Origin of the sequence: Bradyrhizobium sp. CCBAU 53415 (genome assembly GCF_028128735.1) — a bacterium.
GTDB lineage: Bacteria > Pseudomonadota > Alphaproteobacteria > Rhizobiales > Xanthobacteraceae > Bradyrhizobium.
Genome location: NZ_LBJF01000026.1, coordinates 324,889 through 343,557, shown reverse-complemented (window position 1 = coordinate 343,557; position 18,669 = coordinate 324,889). Strand labels below are relative to the sequence as shown.

General features: G+C 62.0%; 19 protein-coding genes and 1 pseudogene. 13 read left to right on the top strand and 7 right to left on the bottom strand.

The window, feature by feature from the left end:
- Positions 1-8 precede the first annotated feature (8 nt).
- Positions 9-464: a potassium channel family protein gene (locus XH87_RS25675; RefSeq protein WP_271589392.1), complete on the top strand. Its 456-nt coding sequence runs from the start codon at positions 9-11 to the stop codon at positions 462-464.
- On the opposite strand, the gene XH87_RS25670 is transcribed toward XH87_RS25675, so the two are convergent.
- On the bottom strand, positions 445-1,128 hold the full coding sequence (locus XH87_RS25670; RefSeq protein WP_271589391.1) for a helix-turn-helix domain-containing protein: 684 nt from the start codon (positions 1,126-1,128) through the stop codon (positions 445-447). The genes XH87_RS25675 and XH87_RS25670 overlap by 20 nt on opposite strands.
- A 350-nt stretch (positions 1,129-1,478) precedes the next feature.
- On the opposite strand from XH87_RS25670, the gene XH87_RS25665 reads away from it, so the two are divergent.
- From XH87_RS25665 to XH87_RS25650, 3 genes are all read left to right on the top strand, one after another.
- Entirely contained in the window at positions 1,479-2,108 is a 630-nt protein-coding gene (locus tag XH87_RS25665) for a response regulator transcription factor (protein WP_158670814.1), read from the top strand.
- Between the two features lie 589 nt (positions 2,109-2,697).
- Positions 2,698-2,949, top strand: a complete 252-nt coding sequence (locus tag XH87_RS25655) for a hypothetical protein (protein WP_271589389.1) — start codon at positions 2,698-2,700, stop codon at positions 2,947-2,949.
- Positions 2,950-3,142: 193 nt separating this feature from the next.
- Positions 3,143-3,469 carry a hypothetical protein gene (locus tag XH87_RS25650; protein ID WP_271589388.1) on the top strand — a complete coding sequence of 109 codons (327 nt, stop codon included), beginning with the start codon at positions 3,143-3,145 and terminating at the stop codon, positions 3,467-3,469.
- A 29-nt stretch (positions 3,470-3,498) separates the two neighbouring features.
- Here the strand turns inward: XH87_RS25650 and XH87_RS25645 are convergent, their stop codons facing one another.
- On the bottom strand, positions 3,499-3,933 hold the full coding sequence (locus XH87_RS25645; protein WP_271589387.1) for a L,D-transpeptidase: 435 nt from the start codon (positions 3,931-3,933) through the stop codon (positions 3,499-3,501).
- 299 nt (positions 3,934-4,232) lie between these two features.
- Here XH87_RS25645 and XH87_RS25640 point away from each other — a divergent pair, with 299 nt between their 5' ends.
- Complete coding sequence (locus XH87_RS25640; protein ID WP_271589750.1) at positions 4,233-4,898, top strand: helix-turn-helix domain-containing protein; 666 nt, start codon at positions 4,233-4,235, stop codon at positions 4,896-4,898.
- A gap of 26 nt (positions 4,899-4,924) precedes the next feature.
- On the opposite strand, the gene XH87_RS25635 is transcribed toward XH87_RS25640, so the two are convergent.
- From XH87_RS25635 to XH87_RS25625, 3 genes are read right to left on the bottom strand one after another with little or no spacing between them, the layout of a single operon-like run.
- Positions 4,925-5,497, bottom strand: coding sequence for an invasion associated locus B family protein (locus tag XH87_RS25635; protein WP_271589386.1), 573 nt, complete (start codon positions 5,495-5,497; stop codon positions 4,925-4,927).
- A 29-nt stretch (positions 5,498-5,526) separates the two neighbouring features.
- Positions 5,527-6,420 (bottom strand): alpha/beta hydrolase family protein, encoded by an 894-nt coding sequence (locus XH87_RS25630; RefSeq protein WP_271589385.1) that lies wholly within the window; start codon positions 6,418-6,420, stop codon positions 5,527-5,529.
- A gap of 10 nt (positions 6,421-6,430) precedes the next feature.
- A complete protein-coding gene (locus tag XH87_RS25625; protein ID WP_271589384.1) occupies positions 6,431-8,119 on the bottom strand; it encodes an aspartate:alanine exchanger family transporter in 1,689 nt (562 codons plus the stop codon).
- Between the two features lie 141 nt (positions 8,120-8,260).
- Between XH87_RS25625 and XH87_RS25620 the strand changes: the two genes are divergently transcribed.
- From XH87_RS25620 to XH87_RS25600, 5 genes and pseudogenes are all read left to right on the top strand, one after another.
- Positions 8,261-8,944 carry a YoaK family protein gene (locus tag XH87_RS25620; RefSeq protein WP_035706872.1) on the top strand — a complete coding sequence of 228 codons (684 nt, stop codon included), beginning with the start codon at positions 8,261-8,263 and terminating at the stop codon, positions 8,942-8,944.
- Positions 8,941-9,795, top strand: a pseudogene (locus XH87_RS25615) (SulP family inorganic anion transporter); the annotation flags it as partial. The gene XH87_RS25620 and the pseudogene XH87_RS25615, both read left to right, overlap by 4 nt.
- A 232-nt stretch (positions 9,796-10,027) precedes the next feature.
- Positions 10,028-12,781: a decarboxylase gene (locus XH87_RS25610; protein WP_271589383.1), complete on the top strand. Its 2,754-nt coding sequence runs from the start codon at positions 10,028-10,030 to the stop codon at positions 12,779-12,781.
- A gap of 13 nt (positions 12,782-12,794) precedes the next feature.
- Entirely contained in the window at positions 12,795-14,495 is a 1,701-nt protein-coding gene (locus XH87_RS25605; protein ID WP_271589382.1) for an aspartate:alanine exchanger family transporter, read from the top strand.
- A 23-nt stretch (positions 14,496-14,518) separates the two neighbouring features.
- Complete coding sequence (locus XH87_RS25600; RefSeq protein WP_271589381.1) at positions 14,519-14,944, top strand: hypothetical protein; 426 nt, start codon at positions 14,519-14,521, stop codon at positions 14,942-14,944.
- A gap of 57 nt (positions 14,945-15,001) precedes the next feature.
- Here XH87_RS25600 and ppk2 read toward each other — a convergent pair whose 3' ends face one another.
- Together ppk2 and XH87_RS25590 are read right to left on the bottom strand one after the other, a co-directional pair.
- Complete coding sequence (gene ppk2, locus XH87_RS25595; RefSeq protein ID WP_271589380.1) at positions 15,002-15,802, bottom strand: polyphosphate kinase 2; 801 nt, start codon at positions 15,800-15,802, stop codon at positions 15,002-15,004.
- A gap of 45 nt (positions 15,803-15,847) precedes the next feature.
- Positions 15,848-16,303: a hypothetical protein gene (locus tag XH87_RS25590; protein WP_271589379.1), complete on the bottom strand. Its 456-nt coding sequence runs from the start codon at positions 16,301-16,303 to the stop codon at positions 15,848-15,850.
- Between the two features lie 148 nt (positions 16,304-16,451).
- Here XH87_RS25590 and XH87_RS25585 point away from each other — a divergent pair, with 148 nt between their 5' ends.
- From XH87_RS25585 to XH87_RS25575, 3 genes are all read left to right on the top strand, one after another.
- Positions 16,452-16,910 carry a hypothetical protein gene (locus XH87_RS25585; protein ID WP_271589378.1) on the top strand — a complete coding sequence of 153 codons (459 nt, stop codon included), beginning with the start codon at positions 16,452-16,454 and terminating at the stop codon, positions 16,908-16,910.
- Positions 16,903-18,138, top strand: a complete 1,236-nt coding sequence (locus XH87_RS25580) for an HlyD family secretion protein (RefSeq protein WP_271589377.1) — start codon at positions 16,903-16,905, stop codon at positions 18,136-18,138. The genes XH87_RS25585 and XH87_RS25580 overlap by 8 nt, the downstream gene beginning before the upstream one ends.
- 92 nt (positions 18,139-18,230) lie before the next feature.
- The gene (locus tag XH87_RS25575; protein ID WP_271589376.1) at positions 18,231-18,587 is read left to right on the top strand and encodes a hypothetical protein; all 357 of its coding nucleotides are present in this window, start codon (positions 18,231-18,233) and stop codon (positions 18,585-18,587) included.
- Positions 18,588-18,669: the final 82 nt, after the last annotated feature.

Here is an 18,669-nt window from a genome sequence, read left to right as displayed (position 1 = left end):
CGATCCGGATGGCACTCCAATTCCTGGCTGGCGCTCTCGTCAGCGCGATCAACATCATGATCCACGCGATTGTGACGGTCGGTGCTATCGGCATCGCTCGGACCGCCGGCTTGAGGCACACCCACCGGCCGAGGCTGCAGCTGATGGTCGTCATGGTCGCGACGGCAGCGGTGCTCATGCTCGCGCACACGCTGGAGGTCCTGGTATGGGCGCTCGCCTATTTGATCCTCGGCGCTGCGCCCGCGGAATCCGATCTGCTCTATTTTGCCTTTGTCAATTACACCACGCTGGGCTACGGCGATATCACGCCCGTTCAAGCATGGCGTTTGACCGGGCCGATGACCGCCATGAACGGCATTCTTCTGTTCGGCTGGTCGACCGCCGTGCTGTTCGAAGTCCTTCGCAAGACGCTAGAGCACCTCGCCACGATCGGCGCCGGCGGTCTCAGCCCTGCAAATCGATAGTGGCGAGCTTTTGACGGTCCGACAGCACGATCTGGCGTTGCGTATTCCCCAGAAAACCGATGATGCCGAGCTCATGCAACCGCGATAGAGCGCGCGAGACCGTCTCCAGCGTCAGGCCGAGATAGTCGGCAATGTCGCGGCGCGACATCGGCAGAGCTATCACGCCGGCTCCGGTCAGGCGCTGGTCCATCTCGAGCACGAAAGCGGCGACGCGCTCCAGCGATGTCTTGCGCCCCAGCAGCAGCATGTGGTCTTCGGCGTGCTGGAGGTTGTTCGTCGTCATGTTGAGCAGGTTGTTGGCAACGACGGGATCGCTGTCGGCCACCAACTCCAGGGTTTGCCGGCGGATCAGCCGGACGGTGGTGTCCACGATCGCCTCCGCCGTGAAGCGGTGCGTATTGCCGTTCTCCAGTCCGAAGATATCGCCGGCGAGGTGAAATGCGCCGATTTGGCGCCGCCCGTCAGAGAGGAGCTTGTAGCTTCGCACCGCGCCCGTCTTGACCTGATACACGTAATCGGCGGGCTCCTTCTCGCCGTAAATCTCGGTTCCTTTCCTGTAAGCAAATTCGCTCAAACTAACTGTCGCATTCGAGCCGCTGGTCATTCCAAGGTCGCGAAGTGAATTTGGACGGTGCGTGGAATCGGTTGTGATGCGCACAAACATGGCCAACTCCTCAACGAATCGTTGAATTGGTCTCAGATCAGAATTGACTGGAATTCCATTGCGGGAATGCGCCGCGCTATCCCATTCCCGCCGGGGTTGATTTACGACTAAAGAGTATATTCTCGTCCATTGTCTCTGGGGACATTGTACCTTGGGACAGGGGCGAAGTCGCGTGCGCGGAATGAGAAGACCGACAAGTGATATGCACGACTTGAAGCGAAGTTTCGATTTGAACCGTTTTGCTGTGCACAATGTCGTTCAGATTGACGGGATTGCCTCTGATTTGACTGACTTCGCTGGCGTCTAGCACAAGCGACGCCCGGCAAGGGTCTCGCGGCTAAGAGGTGGAATTGCCTGGCCTGGTTCATGTGGTAGATGACGATGCGTCGTTTCGGACGGCGATAGAGCGCCGGCTGAGGCTGGCGGGTTACGACGTCGCAACGTATTCATCGGCGGAGGAATTGCTCGGGCGTCTGCCGAGCGTCGAGCAGCCCGCTTGCGTGCTGCTCGACGTGAAGATACCGGGCTTGAGCGGTCCCGATCTACAAAGCCGGTTGATCGAGATCGGTTCGACGTTGCCGATCATCTTTGTTACCGGCTACGCGGATACCGCGACGACCGTGCGTACGATCAAGGCCGGGGCCGAGGATTTTCTGACGAAACCGGTCTCGTCAGAGCAATTGATCGATGCGATAGAGCGCGCCATGTCGCGCCAGAATGTGTCGCAGAGCCAGCGCAGCAGGCTCGACGCATTTCGCGCGCTCGTATCGTCCCTGACACCCCGCGAACGGCAGGTTTTCGATCTGGTCGTGCGTGGCAAGATCAACAAGCAAATTGCGCACGAACTCGGAACGACGGAGCGAACGATAAAAGCACATCGACACCAGGTGATGGAGAAGATGCGGGTCCATTCGCTCGCAGAACTTGTGTCGATCGCGGAGCGACTTGGCTTGGTTGATCCGGACGGGCTCAAAGAATAGGCATTCGGCCTGTAGCCATGAGCCCGTTCATCGCCTCCGTCGAGGCGGTATGCGGGCGCGCGGACCAGGGCCCTGCTGTTGCCCTGGCGCGCCGCCGAACAAACGTCGGCTCCCTTTTCCCGCTGCTTAAATTGGAGCTCTGTTGATCTTTATCAACGGTCTGGCGACGGCTGACCTCACGTTAGCTCTCATCACCACCAATTGGGAGGGACGAGCATGACTGGAATTGCCAAGCGGCTTGGGCTGATCGCGGCTGCATCGATCTTTGTGGCAGCTCCGCTGTCGCTCCAACCATCATCGACAAGCCTGCTCACCGTATCCCAGGATAGTGCCGAAGCCAGGGTTGGGCGACCGCTGACGCCAATGAGCGTGGCGGGCGTCAATCGCCGTGTGCATCGCCGCGCCTATTATGGCGCTGCCGCCGCGGGAGCTGCGGCTTATGGGACGTACCGCTATCGGAGAGCCTGCGGGTACTATCCTTATCCGCCTTGTTACTGAGGTTCGCGGGGCGCCGCGTGCATAGCCAGCGATGGACACGTGCGCTGTGCCCCACGTCGTGCCGTTCGTAGTTGCCAAATAGGAGGTGCTCTTGAAGCCGTCCCAATTTTTCACCTCGGTCGCCCTCAGTGCCTGCCTCGTCATTCTAGGTCTCTCGGCCAGCAGTGGCCCGGCAGCCGCAGTGGTGTACTGCCAGTACATCGACTATCCGCCGAGTTGCGTCGCCAGACCGGGCGTCGTGCTCAGGCCGCGACCGGTCGCCCGTGCAGCCGCTCGCGAAGCGGTGCGGCCGGGAACACCGATGAACCGCGGCGGCCCAGTGAACCGGGTCGGGCGCCGCTGAATCCGGCGCTCCGGCCTGCGCAAGGACAGAACCCCGGCCTTGAGCCGGGGTTTTGTTTGACCGGTCCGATGGAGAATCGCTGAGGAGAATTACGGAGGCCGCCCAGAATTTGCGTCAGATCAATCTTGCTCCTCCGACCTCGAACTAGCCTTCGCCAACGCGTGCGGCGATGTCCAGAACGGACACAAGTGGAATGGGCAGCATCATGCTTTTCAAGACACTCACGTTGCATTCACTCATCTACATCGCGGGCATGACGACCGCGATGGCCGTTCACCAGGCCATTCCGCTGCCTGGCCTTTCGGCAGGATCTCAGTCCGCCCTCGAACAGAACGCAAATCGCTCGGGGAAGAGCGACAGGCTGCCGACGGTGCAATTGAAGCGGAGAGCGCTGGACAAAGTGCCGGTGCGTCTGCAACCGCGAGACCTGCTCAAATCCGGCAAAGCGGCCTGCAAGCCTCCCATCGACGTGCCGGGTCGGTGCTTTGCGGAGGCGACGCCAGTCCAGAGCCTCGGCTAGGATCGTTAGCATCCGCCGAGATGGCGCCCTCAGGGCGAGATTTCAATCGTTGTATTCTGAGATCCCTGAGCCTGGATCAATTCGAACAGTGATTGCGCTTGGTCCGGCGCCAACCGGATGCAGCCGTGGGACACGGGACGCCCAAGATTGCGCACCTCGAATGTCCCATGAATCGCGTATCCGCCGTGGAAGAAGATCGAATAAGGCATCGGTGTGAAGTCGTAGAGCTTCGAGTAATGCATGCGCTGGAGAGAATAAGGCTGATACGTGCCGGTGGGCGTGCGATATCCGCGCCGCGCCGTCGAGACTAGCCAGGTCGCATACTCGGTCCCGTCGACGGCGACCAGCATCGTCTGGGTGGAAAGCTGAACTCGCACCGTGACGGCTGCGTGAGCGCTTTGAGCGGCAATGCCGAGGAGCAGAAGCACGGCCAAGATCAGGGATGCAGGCAAGCGTGCAGGCATTTCGTTTTCTTTTCAAGCATTCGCAAATTACGACAGAAGGTGGCGCCCAGATGTGATCAGGACGGTCGCTTGTCGGCATGATCTCGCGGCGGGACGCAACCCCGAGAGTTGCTGCAAGCTAAGTGAGTTTCGGCGTGCGTTGTTGATCAGACGCAAGTCCGCGCCTTTGCAGCGCCCTATCGGTTCTTAGCAATCCGATCCGGAAGAATACGTAGGTGGGGACTCAAATTGTTGCAGATCAAATTCGCTCGGCAGCCGCCTGCCTAACATGCATTGTTAATTCAGTCGGAGTTTTTCAGATGCTGCTCAGGACCAACGCCTCCAGCATCCGTCCGGTTGACGGGCATCTCGCAGCACTCGCAGGCGAGCGCGTGTTCTGTAGTGAATTTCGATACCGCAGAGGAACGGAAGTCTTCGGCGAAGGAGAGGAGACGGAGTACGTCTACCAGATCATTTCCGGAGCGGTGCGGACCTACAAGCTGCTCTCCGACGGCCGCCGCCAGATCAATTCTTTCCACCTGCCAGGCGACATGTTAGGGCTCGAGAATGGCGTAACCCATCGGTTCACTGCTGAAGCGATCGTTGAAACCAGGGTGCGTATCACCAAGCGACGGAGCCTTCTCGAGACGATGCGAAGCCGGGAGTCGGGCGCCTCGATATTTCTTGGTCTCGTGACGCGGAACCTGCAGCATGCGGAAAATCACATGCTTCTGCTGGGACGAAAGACGGCACTGGAGCGCGTGGCCGCGTTCCTGCTCGAAATCGACGAGCGGCTCGGCCATCCCAAGGTCTTGGTGCTGCCAATGAGCCGTCGCGACATCGCCGATTATCTCGGATTGACGCTTGAGACGGTCTCGCGCACCTGCTCCACGCTGCGCGACCGGAAGATGCTGAAGTTCGAAGGGGCGACTCAGCGGCAGATCGTGTTGCTCGACCGCAATGGACTTGCCGAGTACGACGCCTGAGAGCACCTGCGAGGCGGCGAGCCGGTTCACTCCTCGATGTCTTGCTCGAGCGTCTGCGCCGGCGGTCCGTTGTGAGCGACGCGGAATTGCGAGAGAGACATGGAGGTCGTGAGCGACAGCAGATTGGAGTCGACAACCTCCAGCGTCAGAGTCTTTCCCGCTTCCATCTCTTTGATCAGCTTCGGGCTCGCCACGTCGCCTGCGATGCAGCCGTTGCTGAGGCACCAACTGTAGGGAATCGGATTGATCGCGCCTGCGTCAACCTTCAGCTTGGCGGGAATTCGCAGATACATGCCGACGGGGACGAAGATCTGCACGCGCGCATTGCCGCCTTTCTCTCGTTCGATCAGATCAATCCGAACCGCCATCTGCCCGGTCTCGTAAGTCCCCGAGATCGAGGTCCTGCATAGCAGAGGGGCCCCGGCTGCCTTGAAGCAGAGCTTCTTCCACTCGCCGTACTTGATATCGCTCGCCGACCGCTGCCCGCGCGGCGTGATCTCCGCACTCACGGGTGCGGTCACGAAGATGGCCGCCAGCAGAGCCGCAACCCAAGTCCTGCCAATCCAATTGTGAGCGAAGTCACGATTGCGAAGATCCATCTCTATCCTCCTGACGCCAGCAATGGCCGTCACTTCAGGGCGTCGAGAAATTTGGTGACAAGCGGTGACCAGATCGGAATGGCATTGGGCGAACCGACGAAATAGTGCCCCTCGTTGCCGAACGGCGGCATCAGGTGATATTCGGCCTTGCCGCCGCCGGCAGTAAAGGCCTGATGCATCCGCTTCGACAGAGCCGGTCCGAAGAACGTGTCGTTCTCGATGTAGATCCACAACATCGGCACCCGCGAGGTGCGGCCGAACTCGCCTGTCGTCTCGACCAGCCTGTCGGGCGCACAATTGTTGTTCGGCTTGCCGCCGACCCGGCCACCGCGGCCCGCGGCGAAGGTGATGATGGCCTTCACCTGCGGCGGGTTGAGGCTCGACAGCGCAATGGAGGCCCAGCCTCCTGCGGATTGTCCGACCACGATCACGCCGTCAGGCAGGACGCGCTTCTCGGCAACCATGTAATCGATGATCCAGAGGTCGACCTGGGCGACAGCGAGACCCGCATCATGGAAGTTCGGATTGGTGCACTTGCCGACCTTGGAGAAGAACGGGCCGTACATCCCACGCTCGGGAATGTCGATGGCGGAGGCGCCGTATCCGGTGCCGACCGGCGCCACCACGAGATAGCCTTGCCTGGCGAACCATTTGGCGGCGTCGCGAAACTCGACCAGCGGAAAGAAGCTGCGTTCGGTCGGGTTGAGCGACACGCCGTGGTTCATGATCACCAGAGGGAAGGGGCCGTCGCCCACGGGGCGCACCAGATAGGCGAACATCGGGAGCGGCAACGGCAGAGCCCAGATCTCTTCGTGAATGCGTCGTGGGGCGGCTTGATCGTCGGCACCGGCCGGCACAATCAAGAAAGCCAGCAACAGCAGCGCCGCCCACAGCGTTCGTTTGACTGAGGAATACGACGGCATTCCATCCTCCTCATCCGGCAAAAGTCGCGGCTACGATGATCGGGCCGAGCACCGTCAGAACGACGTTCCCCACTGCATAGGGCACGGCGACGCCGAGCACCGGCGTCTGGCTTTCGGCGACCTCGCAGGCGCCCGTGACGGCGGCGTCGACCGTCATGGCTCCTGCCAGTGCGCCGCAGGCGACGACTGGGTTCATGCGCAGCACGTGATAGGCGAACAGCGTCGCCACCATCAGCGGCACGAGCGTGACGACAAGACCCATGCCGACCAGCAAGAAGCCATGCGCCTGGATCGCGATCCAGGCGGCATGGCCGTTGCCGAGGCCGATGGCGGCAATGAAGCCGCCGAGGCCCAGGTCGCTCAGTGTCTGCTGCGCGGCGGGCGGCATCGCACCCATCGTCGGCCAGCGTGACCGCAACCAGCCGCAGACGAGGCCCGCGATCAAGGCGCCGCCTCCGCCGCCGAGCGTCAGCGCGACGCTCCCGAACTTGAAGCTGAGCAGGCCGGCCAGCAGGCCGACGGCAATGCCGGCCGCGAGAAAGGCGATGTCGGTGCGGTCGCCGGCGCGCAAGATCTGTCCGACTTGCGCAGCTGCGCGTTCGATGTTGCGGCTGGTGCCGACGAGCGTCATTACGTCGCCCACATAGATGCGCGTGTCCGCACTAAGAGGCACCTCGCGCCCCATCCGAGTCAGTGTCCGCAGGAACACGCCGCGCGCATTGCTGCCGACGCGATCGGCGACGTCCTGGACCGAACGGCCGTGGAGCTTGCGGTTGTCCACCAGCACGTCGACCACATTGCCCGGCATCGCCTTCAGGATCTCGTCGGCGTCGATCTCGGTGCCGATCACGGGCCGTGCGGCCACGATCACCGCTGTCCGCCCGGCGATCACGATGTCGTCGTCGGCCTCGAGCACGGTGTCCAGATGCGGCTCAATGTCGGCTCCGTGACGCACGATGCGCTCGATCACCGTCCGGCTGCCGATCTCCCCCTCGATCGCCTTCACGGTTCGGCCCGCGGCCGCCGAGACGCGATAGGCGCGCGCCTGGAATTTGCGATAGTGCAGGTTCTCGGTCTTGGGAGGCTCGCCCCCGGCAAGCTCGATCTCGAGCTTCTTGGCTTCGTCCTTGAGGTTGACCCCCATCAGCTTGGGCGCGACGAACGGGACGTAGAGGAGCGTCAGGATGTATCCGAGAACGTAGGTGACGGCGTAGCCGGCAGCGATATTCGCCTCTTGCTGCTCGAGCAAAGCCTTGGACAGCCCAAGTTGCGCCAGGGCACCCGAGGCAGTGCCGATGACGGAGGATTGCGTCAGTGCGCCCGCGGCGAGGCCAGACGCGGTGCCTGGGTCGAGCCCCACCGTAAAGGCAAATGCCAGAACGATGATCAAGCCCGTGCCGCCGAGCACGAGCGCCATGGCGACCTGGGCCAGAGTGCGGATGCTCAAGGATGCGAAGAATTCCGGTCCGGATTTGTAGCCGATCGTGAATACGAACAGGCTGAACAGGATGACCCGCAGCACCGACGGAAACGCGAAGCTGCCGAGTTGACCGATGAGCACGGCAGCGATGAGCGTGCAGGCAGTGGTGCCGATCGAGAAGCCGCGGATCCTGATGCGGCCCAGGATCGTGCCAACGGCGACAGCAAGCAAAAGAAAGATTTCCGGAGCGGTGGAGATGATCCACCTGACGGTGTCCATGGTCGCTATTCCCCGGCGCTTGGTTCCGAGTGAATTTGAATCCTCAAAGCCGCTCGGAGGTTTGATTCAAGTCAAGCCTTTCCTCCGCTCGGGCGCCGTCAATAGGCCAGTGCCAGATCGGCGACACACGACGTATCGGATATGAGCTCACTGGGGATTGCCGCTGCTCCATTGCTGCGTCGCGACGAGACGATCGCCGTCGCGCTGTTGCTGGCGTTCGCGGGTGGCTGTCTCGATGCCTATACCTGGATCGTTCACGGCGTGATGGCCAACGCTCAGACGGCGAATCTCGTCCTTCTCTGGGTCTACGGAATGGCCGGCGAGCGGGCGAGAGCGATGCAATTTGTCCCTCCGATCATGGCCTTCGCGCTCGGCATTGTGGTCGCTGCTTGGCTGCGCCGCGCTGCGGGGGAGAGAGCCAGCGCGATCAGTACGTTGATCGAGATCCTCGTTCTGATCGCTGTCGGGATCCTCCATAATCGGATGCCCGAGATTGCCGGCACGTTGGGAATTTCATTCGTCGCCGCAATGCAGGCGGCGGTCTTCACCAGGGTCGAGGGCGCGACGTACAGCACGGTGATGATCACCGGTAACATGCGCCAAGCGATCGAGGGCATCTTCGCAGTGGCTTCCGGCGGCGCCGCGGTTGGGACGTTGCGGCGGTCCGGCATCTTTACGGCCGTGTGCGGCGCCTTCGGCCTTGGCGCCGCTCTCGGTGCTCTGATGACCAAGGCCGCCCCGGACCTCGCGCTAGGGCTTCCTGTGGTTGCCTTGCTGATCGTTCTATTGCGGTGCGAAGTCGTGCGCTCCGAGGCGAGCCCATGAAGCCGCCGTCTGAGCCGCGGGTTGGCTGGACGCGTCTGTTTTCGCCGTTTAGTTGGCTTTCCGGGTATCGGATCGCTTGGCTCTCCTCCGACGCAGTGGCGGGCGTGACACTGGCCGCGTACGCGATTCCAGTGTCGCTCGCGTATGCGGGCCTTGCAGGCTTACCGCCGCAGACCGGGGTTTATGGCTATATTCTTGGTGGCATCGGCTATGCGCTGCTCGGATCGTCGCGCCAGCTTGCCATTGGTCCGACCTCGGCCATCTCGCTGATGATCGCGGGCACCGTCGGTTCGCTCGCAGCAGGTGATCCGGTTCGCTATGCGCAAATTGCAAGCCTAGTCGCCTGCGCAGTAGCGCTGCTATGCCTGATCGCCTGGCTGTTCAAGCTCTCGAGTCTCGTCCGCCTGGTCAGCGACAGCATTCTGGTCGGCTTCAAGGCGGGCGCCGGGCTCACCATCATTTTGAGCCAATTGCCAGCTCTGTTCGGTGTTTCTGGCGGCGGTCGCAATTTCTTCGATCGGGCAATCCACATCGCAGGCCAGTTTGGCGATACAAATCTGCTCGTATTGACGGTCGGTGCCGTTGCGCTCCTGCTGTTGCTGCTCGGCGAGCGGCACCTGCCGGGCCTGCCGGTCGGCATCAGCATCGTGGCACTCTCGATCCTGGCGGCCACGCTGCTTGGGTTACCTGCCATGGGGGTGCCGGTCACCGGCAAGATCCCCGAGGGTCTGCCGACCCTTGCCGTTCCGACCTTCGGCTTGGTCGAGCCCGAAGAGCTGTTTCCCATCGCGGCGGGTTGCCTGTTGCTGGCCTATATCGAAGGCGTGTCGGCCGCGCGCAGCTTCGCTGCCTCCGTGCGGAGGGGCTGGCTGAAAAGACCGACAGCGCACAATGGCTGCGCACGCTCGACAGTGTGTTGGGCAGCAGCGACGCGAAGGGCGGCTAGCGGTTTTTGCGTTGCGACATGCACGCGCGCCACTGAAGGTTTTCGAGATCATTCAGACCGTTGACTTGGATCAATGGGGCGCCAGTCCGTGAGGCCACCATGCCGCATCACAATTGCCATGGGACCGGGAGAGAGACATGTCCAAGGATGCCAAATCCTCCGAGCAGCGTATCGATCGTTTCTTCTCCGGCCCTGGAGCGCGGGCAGACGACTGGCGCGATCTCGTCGAAGCCGCCAAGAGCTGGGCGCGGGTCGGCAATCGCGCGGCCTACGATGCGGCGCTGGCCGAGCTCTCGGTCACGGAGGAGTTTCACGGCTATCCCGGTCTGCACCTGATGGCGGCGCTGCGGGAAGCGGCATTCGCCGGCGACGGGTCCACGTCGTTCGCGCTTGCGACGAAGATCGCGCAGGCGCTGACGACGCGGTCGTTCCGTCAGCATGCCGGCGACTGGAGCGCGAAGGACGAGGGCAATGGCGATGCGCCCGAACTCGTGCCGCCGTCGTTTGGCGCGCATACGGCGCGCCGGCCCTATTTCGAAACGCTCATCGTGACCGGCGTGTCGTCCAGCCAATGGCCGGCGCTCGCCGCCGAATGGCGCAAGCTGCGTCGTCCGGTCGACGGCTTCATTTATGAGCCCGTCATCGTCGGCAGCCTCGAAGACGCATTCTGCGCGATCATGCTCAACCCTGATATCGCAGCGGTCATCATCAACGAGGGCTTTGGCCTGCGCTCGCGGCATGATGCGCCCGTCCTTCGCTCTCTCATGGCGACGGCCGGCCTCAAGGACGAAGCCGACGCCTCAGCGCTCCGGCTTGCCCAGATCATCAAGCGAGTCAGGCCAGAGCTCGATCTCTACACGATCTCAAATCGGGACGTCGAGGAATTGGCCGGCAATCCCGAGGCCAACGTGGTGCGCCGCATCTTCTACTCGGTGGAAGAGCTCCTGGAGCTGCATCTGTCGATCCTCGAAGGCATCCAGGATCGCTACGACACCCCGTTCTTCGACAATCTCAAGAAATATGCGCAGCGGCCGATCGGGACGTTCCACGCGCTGCCGATCGCCCGCGGCAAGTCGATCTTCAAGTCCGACTGGATCCGCGACATGGGCGAGTTCTACGGTCCGAACCTGTTCCTGGCCGAGAGCAGCGCCACCACCGGCGGCCTCGACAGCATGCTGGAGCCGACCGGCAACATCAAGAAGGCGCAGGAGAAGGCGGCCAGGGCGCTCGGCGCCGATCGCGTCTTCTTCGTCACCAACGGCACCTCGACCTCGAACAAGATGGCGGTGCAGGCCCTGCTCGCGCCCGGCGACATCGCAATCGTCGACCGCAACTGCCACAAGTCGCACCATTACGGGATGGTGCTGGCGGGTGCCCAGCCGCTCTATGTCGAGGCCTTCCCGATGACGGAATACTCGATGTACGGCGCGGTGCCCTTGAAGACCATCAAGCAGGCGCTGCTCAACGCCAAGGCCGATGGCCGGCTCGACCGCGTCAAGATGGTCGATCTCACCAATTGCACCTTCGATGGTCACATCTACAACACGCGCCGCGTGATGGAGGAATGTCTCGCCATCAAACCGGACCTCGTCTTCCTGTGGGACGAAGCCTGGTTCGGTTTCGCGCGCTTCTCGCCATTCCTGCGTCGGCGCACCGCCATGGGCGCAGCCAACGAGATCGAGGCGTGGATGCAGGATCCGAATTCCGTCGCGGCCTATGAGAAACAGCAGGCCGACCTCGGCAAGAACCCCTTGGACGAGGTGCTGCTCAAGACCAGGCTCATCCCTGACCCGCGGCAGATCCGTCTTCGCGTCTACCAGACCAACTCGACCCACAAATCGATGTCCGCGATCCGGCAAGGCTCCATGCTCTCGGTGAAGGACGTCGAATTCCACACGGTCGAACAGCAGTTCAAGGAAGCCGTGTTCACGCACGCCTCCACCAGTCCGAACCAGCAGCTCATCGCCAGCCTCGATATCTCGCGGCGGCAGATGGAGCTGGAAGGTTACGGCCTCGTCGCCAATGCGATCGAGATCGCCTTCGCCATCCGCCATGCGGTCAACAACAATCCGCTGATTTCGAAATACTTCCGCGTGCTCGGCGCAGACGCCATGGTGCCGGCGCAGTACCGCCAGAGCGGCTTTACCGACTATCTCGCGGCCGGCGTGAACTGGGCGAATACGCTCAAGAGCCTCGACGAGGACGAGTTCTGCCTCGATCCAACCCGCATGACCCTGGTGTGCGGAACGGCCGGCTACGACGGCACGCAGTTCAAGGGCATCCTGGCGAGCGAGTACAACATCCAGGTCAACAAGACCTCGCGTAACTCGATCCTGGTCCAGTCCAACATCAACAACACCCGCAGCGACGTCGCGCATCTCATTCGCGTGCTCGCCGAGATCGCGGGCGAGATCGATCGTGGGCTTGCTCAGGGCGGTGCCAATGCGAGGAAGACCTTCGAGGCACGGGTGACGAGCCTCATGAAGGATGTGCCCGATCTGCCGAATTTCTCGCATTTCCATCCGAGCTTCCGCGGCGATGCCGGAGCGAAGACCAACGAAGGCGACATCCGCACCGGTTTCTATGCCGCTTATGACGTTGCAGGTTGCGAGCACATCCGCCTCAACGATCCCGAGATCGACCGGCGGCTGAAAGCGGGACCCGAGCTCGTCTCGGCGAACTTCGTCATCCCGTATCCACCTGGCTTCCCGATCATGGTGCCGGGCCAGGTCATTACCCAGGAGACCATCGACTTCATGCGCAAGCTCGATGTGAAGGAGATCCACGGCTACGACGCCAAGGAAGGCCTGAAGCTCGTGCGTACGGAGGCGTTGGCGAAGATCGGCAGGCCCAAGCCTGCGGCCGCGCCGAAGCTCAAGGCCGCATCTTAGAGGGGATCGGGACATGCAGGGCTTTTTCACGTTCCTTCAGCAGTACCCATATCTGCTGCTGTTCTTCGTCGTTGGCCTCGCCGTCTATATCGGTCGGGCCAGCATCAAGGGCTATGGTCTCGGCATGGTCGCCGGCGCCATCGTGGTGGGTGCGGGCCTGTCGGTGTGGGCTTCCACCTACGGCGTGAAGCTCGAACTGAACAATTTCGTCAAGAGTCTCTTTTACTACCTCTTCATGTACGGTGTTGGCTTGCGCGTCGGCCCCTCCTTCATCAACAGCCTGAAAGGCGACGGCCTCAAGTTCTGCATTCTCGCCGTCGTATCGAGCGTGCTCGGCCTTGCGCTGGTGGTGATCGGAGCAAAGCTGTTCGCGCTCCCGACCGGTGCGGCCGGCGGCATGCTGGCGGGATCGCAGACCATGTCGGCCGCCATCGGCTCGGCCGAGCAGGCCATCACCTCCGGCGTCGTCAAGCTGCCTGCGGGCATGAAGCCCGAGGACGCCTCCGGCATGATCGCGCTGTCCTACGGCATCACCTACATCTGGGGCACCGTGGGCATCATCCTGATCTGCAAATATCTGCCGCGCTGGTGGGGTGTCGACGCCAAGGCGGCAGCAAGGCAGTATGAGCAGGAGTTCGGCGTCAAGGATCTCGAAGGCGGCGGCCTCACCGGCTATCGCCAGTTCGGCCTGCGCGCCTATCGGGTGGATAACCCCGCCATCGTCGGCATCAGCATCGCCAAATTCCGCGCCATGAACCCGGAATACCGGATCGTCAACGTGGGACGGAACGGCGAGCCGCAAGGTGCCGATCCCGATCTTGTGCTGCAAAAGGGAGACATCGTCGCTCTTGGCGGCTCGACCGAGCATCTCACCGACAAGATGGGCCTGATCGGTCCCGAGGTCGCCGACGCCAAGACGCTCGGCGTTCCCATGGACCAGGCGGACATCCTCGTCACCAACAAGGACATGGTGGGACGCACGTTCGAGTCCTTCCGTGACACGGCGATCGCCGGCCAGTTGCAGGTCACCAAGGTCGAGCGCGGCGGCGTGCAGATTCCGGCCGGTCTGAAGACCAAGCTGGAGCGAATGGACATCGTCTCGGTGGTCGGCCTGAAGTCCGCCGTCAACGAGCTCGGTGAGATGTGGGGTCGTATTGCCAGGACCAACACGTCGACCGACCTGCTGACCCTGTCGGTCGGTATGATCATCGGCTTCCTGATCGGCATGGTGGAGTTCCCGGCATTCGGCGCCAAGGTTGGTCTCGGCAACGCCGGCGGCCTGTTGCTGTCGGGCGTGATCGTCTCCTCGATCGTGTCGCGGCTGCGCTTCTTCGGCAATACGCCGAACGCGGCGCGCAACGTGCTGGAGGATCTGGGTCTCGTGGTGTTCGTCGCCATCGTCGGTGTCAATGCCGGCGCAGGTCTACTGGCTCAGCTCACCGGTGCGGTCGCGCTGAAGATCTTCATCGTCGGCTTCATCGCCTGCACGATCCCGCCCTTCATCGTCTGGGCGATCGGCTATCACGTGTTCAAGATCAATCCGGCCGTATTGATGGGCGGTGTGGCCGGTGCGCGCTCGCACTCCGGTCCTTGCCGTGAGGCCGCAGTGGAGATCCAGAGTTCAGTGCCCTGGATCGGTTTTCCGGTCGGCTACGCCGTTTCGGGCATCCTGCTCACCGTGTTCGGCTACTTCGCAATGCTTCTGGCTCAATAGGGAGCCAAATTCAGGGGAAAATCATGAAGAAACTCGTTGCTATTGCTGCTTTGCTCCTCGGTGTCGCAAGCTTCAGCGCGACGTCGCGGGCCGAGACCGGCCAGGTCGCCGTGGTCTTCACCAAAGGCGGCTTCATCGTCGGTGTGGGAGGCGGCGAGGGCGTGCTGCACCTGCGCGGCAAGAATTATCCGTTCACCGTATCCGGCATGAGCGTCGGTTTGACCGTGGGCGCCTCGACGACCAAGTTCGTCGGGCGTGCGTTGAACTTGCGCGGCCCGGCGTCGATCGAAGGTTCCTACGCGGTGGGCGGGGCCGGCGGTGCTGTTGCGGCAGGTGCGGGAGCGGTTCAGTTGCAAAACGCGAACGGCGTGATCCTGCAGCTTAGCGGGCCGAAGGTGGGCGCCGAAGTGTCGGCGGCCGTCGGAGGGGTCACGATCAAACTAAAATAAACGGCATCATGAACGAGAATAGGCCGCGCTCAGCGCGGCCTATTCTTCATGGGCGGGTCAGTAGCGTTCTTCGACGAACTTCATGCCACGCAGGCTCGCCTGGTCGTTGTAGCGCCCTTTGTTGGAGCGCAGCGGCAGCTTGACCTTATCCTTCTTGATACGCTTGTACGGGATCGAGTCCAGGAGATGGGCGATGCAGTTCAGGCGCGCCCGCCGCTTGTCGTCGGAGCGGACGATCACCCAAGGGGCATGCTGCGAGCTGGTCGCCTTGAACATAATGTCCCGCGCCTTGGAATAATCATACCAGCGCCGGTAGGACTCGGTGTCCATCGGGCTCAGCTTCCATTGCCGGAGGGGATCGTCGATCCTGGCTTTGAAGCGCCGCTCCTGCTCTTCCATCCCGACTTCGAGCCAGATCTTGACCAAAATGATGCCGCTCTCGATCAGATGTCTCTCCATACTCGGGCAGAGCTCGAGAAAGCGCTGGTGCTGGGCGGGTGAGCAGAAGCCCATGACGTATTCCACGCCGGCGCGGTTGTACCAGCTCCGGTCGAAGATCACGACTTCGCCGCCGGCCGGGAAGTGCTGCATGTAGCGCTGGATGTAGAGCTGCGACTTCTCGCGGTCGGACGGCGCGGGAAGGGCGACCACGCGGAACACGCGTGGGCTGACCTTCTCGGTGATCGCCTTTATGGTGCCGCCCTTGCCCGCGGCATCGCGGCCTTCGAAGAACACCACGACGCGCAGCTTCTTCTCTTTCACCCATTCCTGGAGATGGCAAAGCTGGACCTGGAGCTTCTCCAGCTCCTTTTCGTAGGTCTTGCGCTTCATCCGCGCCCCAGCCTCGTCCTTTGCCATGCTCTGCCTTTCGCTTTGTCGGATCGGATCCGCGCGGATCAGCACTCAATCGCCCCACGAAATCGTGACGCCGATGTCGCCCGGCATGCCGCCGGGAAAATCGATGATCTGGTAGCTGATGCGATAGCCGCGCGGCTTCAGATAGTCGGTCCAGAGCTGGAAGATTTCCTTCGGAATGCCGGTCAGCGTCTTCTCCCAGCCCGCTTCCTGCTGGTTGATGGCGCGACCCTTGTCGGTGCACAGCGTATTGGGAAAGCGATAGACCTGAACCTCGGTCAGCCCGTTGCGCACCGCACGCTGAATGATAGACGCGGCAAGCTGGATCTTCTCTTCCTCGGTCTTGCCGGACGGTTTGCTCAGCCGCTCGATCAAGGCACGCTTTTCATCCTCCGCCGCAGCGGCGAGCCGGGCATATTCCTCCGCCTTTTCGGCTTCCTTGAGGGCCGCTTCCTTGCGGATCTGGTTGGCATTGGGGATCAGGGTGTCGAGATTGGCGGACATTGCCGATGCCTCCTGCTATGTTTCAGTGCTCGGGCAAGGCTAGGTCGGGCGGCCGTCATTCCGTTGATTCAAATCAAGCAAAGCAAAACCGGGGTCGCCAGAGTAAGATAGAAGCCACGGCGGCTAGGTCCCCGATCAGGAGGGCGCGTTGAGCGAGCAGCTTCATCCGATGGCACCGCACCATTTGCCATTCTACATCACCGCGCCTGGCGAAACAGACGTGCTGATGATCGTGACGGGAATCATCCTGATCGCGGCCGTTTTCGCGGTGGGTCTATTGTATTGGCATCTGCACAGCCTGCCCGAGCGGATGGCTCACAAGACCCAGAAGCTGCAATTCGAGATCGTGGCCGTGCTGGGACTTCTCGCTCTGTTCACACACGAGCATCTGTACTGGATCGCGGCCTTGGTCCTTGCGCTGATCGAGCTGCCGGACTTCGGAACGCCGCTACGAAGCATTGCCGGATCGGTGGAGAAGATCGCAGACGGCACGTCACCGAATCCTGCAAACGAAGTATCGCAACCAGGTGCGGTGGCGGCTCCAGCAGCGATCAGTCTGAACGAACCGGAGGTTGAGACCGACCATAAGGTGCGTAGCCATGCTTGAGCTCATCATCTGCTCGTTGCTGACCATCCTTCCGGACTATCTCTACCGGCGCTTTGCCCAGGGCAAACGGTTCGGCAAGGAGATCACGCTCTTTTCCGTGTGGTACGAGCTTCGCTGGGGTATCACCGGCTGTCTGATGCTGACCGTGGGTCTGATCACCAGCGTCTTCTTCTTTCATCCGGCGACTTCCAATGCGGCGTTGCTGTTTCGAACAGTCCCGATCCTGCCCGAGGGATCGGGCCGTGTCGCCGAGGTCAATGTCGGCTACAGCCAGGCCGTGAAGAAGGGCGACATCCTCTTCCGGCTGGACAATTCGAAACAGACGGCGGCGCTTGAAACGGCTAAGCGCAAGGTCGCCGAGGTCGATGCTTCAATGGCGTCGGCGAGGGCCGATGTCGTCAAGGCCGAGGCGCAAATTCAGGAAGCCAGGGCCAACTACCAGCAGGCCAAGGACGAACTCGAAGTCAAGACTGAGCTGCAACGTCGCAATCCCGGGATCGTGCCGCAGCGTGATATCGAGAAGCTTCAGGTCCTGGTCGACCAGCGTCAGGCCGGCGTCGACGCCGCGACCGCCGCGAAGGAAGCAGCGAGCTTGCAGGTGTCGACGCTGCTGCCGGCGCAGAAGGCGAGTGCGGAGGCCTCGCTGGCCGAGGCGCAAGTCGAGCTCGACAAGACCTTCGTGCGTGCAGGCGTCGACGGACGCGTCGAGCAATTTCTCGTTCGAACCGGAGACGTCGTCAACCAGCTGATGCGGCCCGCGGGAATTCTGATTCCTGACGGCGCCGGCCGAGAACGGCTGCAGGCCGGCTTCGGCCAGATCGAAGCAGGCGTGATGAAGGAGGGCATGGTTGCCGAGGCAACCTGCGTTTCCAGGCCATGGGCTGTGATTCCTCTGGTCGTGACCGCTGTGCAGGACTACATCGCGGCCGGCCAGTTTCGGGCCGGCGAACAGCTCATTGAGGCGCAGAACCTCGCAAAGCCAGGGACAATTCTGGTGTTGCTCGAGCCGCTCTACAAAGGCGGCCTTGACGGCGTCACGGCCGGCAGCACCTGCATCGTGAATGCCTACACCAGCAACCACGAAGCGATCGTCGATCCCAAGACGTCGACCGGCCGGCGGATCGTCCTCCATGCCATCGACGCGATCGGATTCGTCCATGCGCTCTTGTTGCGCATCCAGGCGCTGTTGCTGCCGTTCAAGACCCTGATCTTCAGCGGTGGCCATTGATCCGAAACGAACTGACTGGAAGGAAACGATGCATGTCTGGGAGTTGGAAATCGCCTGCCGCGGTCGCGCTTTCGTTAAGCGCGATCCTTGCAATGAACGGGCGCGCCGGTGCGGTCGACCTGAACGGTGCCTGGGCCACGAGCGCCGATCAGTGCGACAAGGTGTTCACCCGCGAAGGAGATAAACTTGGCTTTACCGAGATGTCCGAGGTCTATGGCGGCGGTTTCATCGTCGATGGCGATCAGCTCATCGGCAAGTCCGCGCGCTGCAAGGTCAAGGTCAGAAGGGACGTCGGCACGAACGTCAATCTGATCGCGACCTGCGCCACCGACATCATGCTATCCAGCGTTCAGTTCAGTGTGAAGGCCCTGGACGCGAACAGCATCGCCCGCCTCTTTCCAGGCATGGAGGACATGGAGATCAGGTACAACCGCTGCCCAATGCGATAAGGCCGTGCAAAGAAGAATTGCGCCACAGCGACTGGTGCGGTCGCGCTCAGATTGTGCTGTGATGGGGCCGTTTGGACGAGAC

What these genes read in the sequence shown, in the direction of transcription:
- XH87_RS25620 (WP_035706872.1), top strand. Translation starts at nt 8,261, where the DNA reads ATGAGCTCACTGGGGATTGCCGCTGCTCCATTGCTGCGTCGCGACGAG.
- XH87_RS25640 (WP_271589750.1), top strand. Translation starts at nt 4,233, where the DNA reads ATGCTGCTCAGGACCAACGCCTCCAGCATCCGTCCGGTTGACGGGCAT.
- XH87_RS25645 (WP_271589387.1), bottom strand. Translation starts at nt 3,933, where the DNA reads ATGCCTGCACGCTTGCCTGCATCCCTGATCTTGGCCGTGCTTCTGCTC.
- XH87_RS25580 (WP_271589377.1), top strand. Translation starts at nt 16,903, where the DNA reads ATGCTTGAGCTCATCATCTGCTCGTTGCTGACCATCCTTCCGGACTAT.
- XH87_RS25625 (WP_271589384.1), bottom strand. Translation starts at nt 8,119, where the DNA reads ATGGACACCGTCAGGTGGATCATCTCCACCGCTCCGGAAATCTTTCTT.
- XH87_RS25575 (WP_271589376.1), top strand. Translation starts at nt 18,231, where the DNA reads ATGAACGGGCGCGCCGGTGCGGTCGACCTGAACGGTGCCTGGGCCACG.
- XH87_RS25635 (WP_271589386.1), bottom strand. Translation starts at nt 5,497, where the DNA reads ATGGATCTTCGCAATCGTGACTTCGCTCACAATTGGATTGGCAGGACT.
- ppk2 (WP_271589380.1), bottom strand. Translation starts at nt 15,802, where the DNA reads ATGGCAAAGGACGAGGCTGGGGCGCGGATGAAGCGCAAGACCTACGAA.
- XH87_RS25605 (WP_271589382.1), top strand. Translation starts at nt 12,795, where the DNA reads ATGCAGGGCTTTTTCACGTTCCTTCAGCAGTACCCATATCTGCTGCTG.
- XH87_RS25650 (WP_271589388.1), top strand. Translation starts at nt 3,143, where the DNA reads ATGGGCAGCATCATGCTTTTCAAGACACTCACGTTGCATTCACTCATC.
- XH87_RS25670 (WP_271589391.1), bottom strand. Translation starts at nt 1,128, where the DNA reads ATGTTTGTGCGCATCACAACCGATTCCACGCACCGTCCAAATTCACTT.
- XH87_RS25610 (WP_271589383.1), top strand. Translation starts at nt 10,028, where the DNA reads ATGTCCAAGGATGCCAAATCCTCCGAGCAGCGTATCGATCGTTTCTTC.
- XH87_RS25675 (WP_271589392.1), top strand. Translation starts at nt 9, where the DNA reads ATGGCACTCCAATTCCTGGCTGGCGCTCTCGTCAGCGCGATCAACATC.
- XH87_RS25630 (WP_271589385.1), bottom strand. Translation starts at nt 6,420, where the DNA reads ATGCCGTCGTATTCCTCAGTCAAACGAACGCTGTGGGCGGCGCTGCTG.
- XH87_RS25600 (WP_271589381.1), top strand. Translation starts at nt 14,519, where the DNA reads ATGAAGAAACTCGTTGCTATTGCTGCTTTGCTCCTCGGTGTCGCAAGC.
- XH87_RS25590 (WP_271589379.1), bottom strand. Translation starts at nt 16,303, where the DNA reads ATGTCCGCCAATCTCGACACCCTGATCCCCAATGCCAACCAGATCCGC.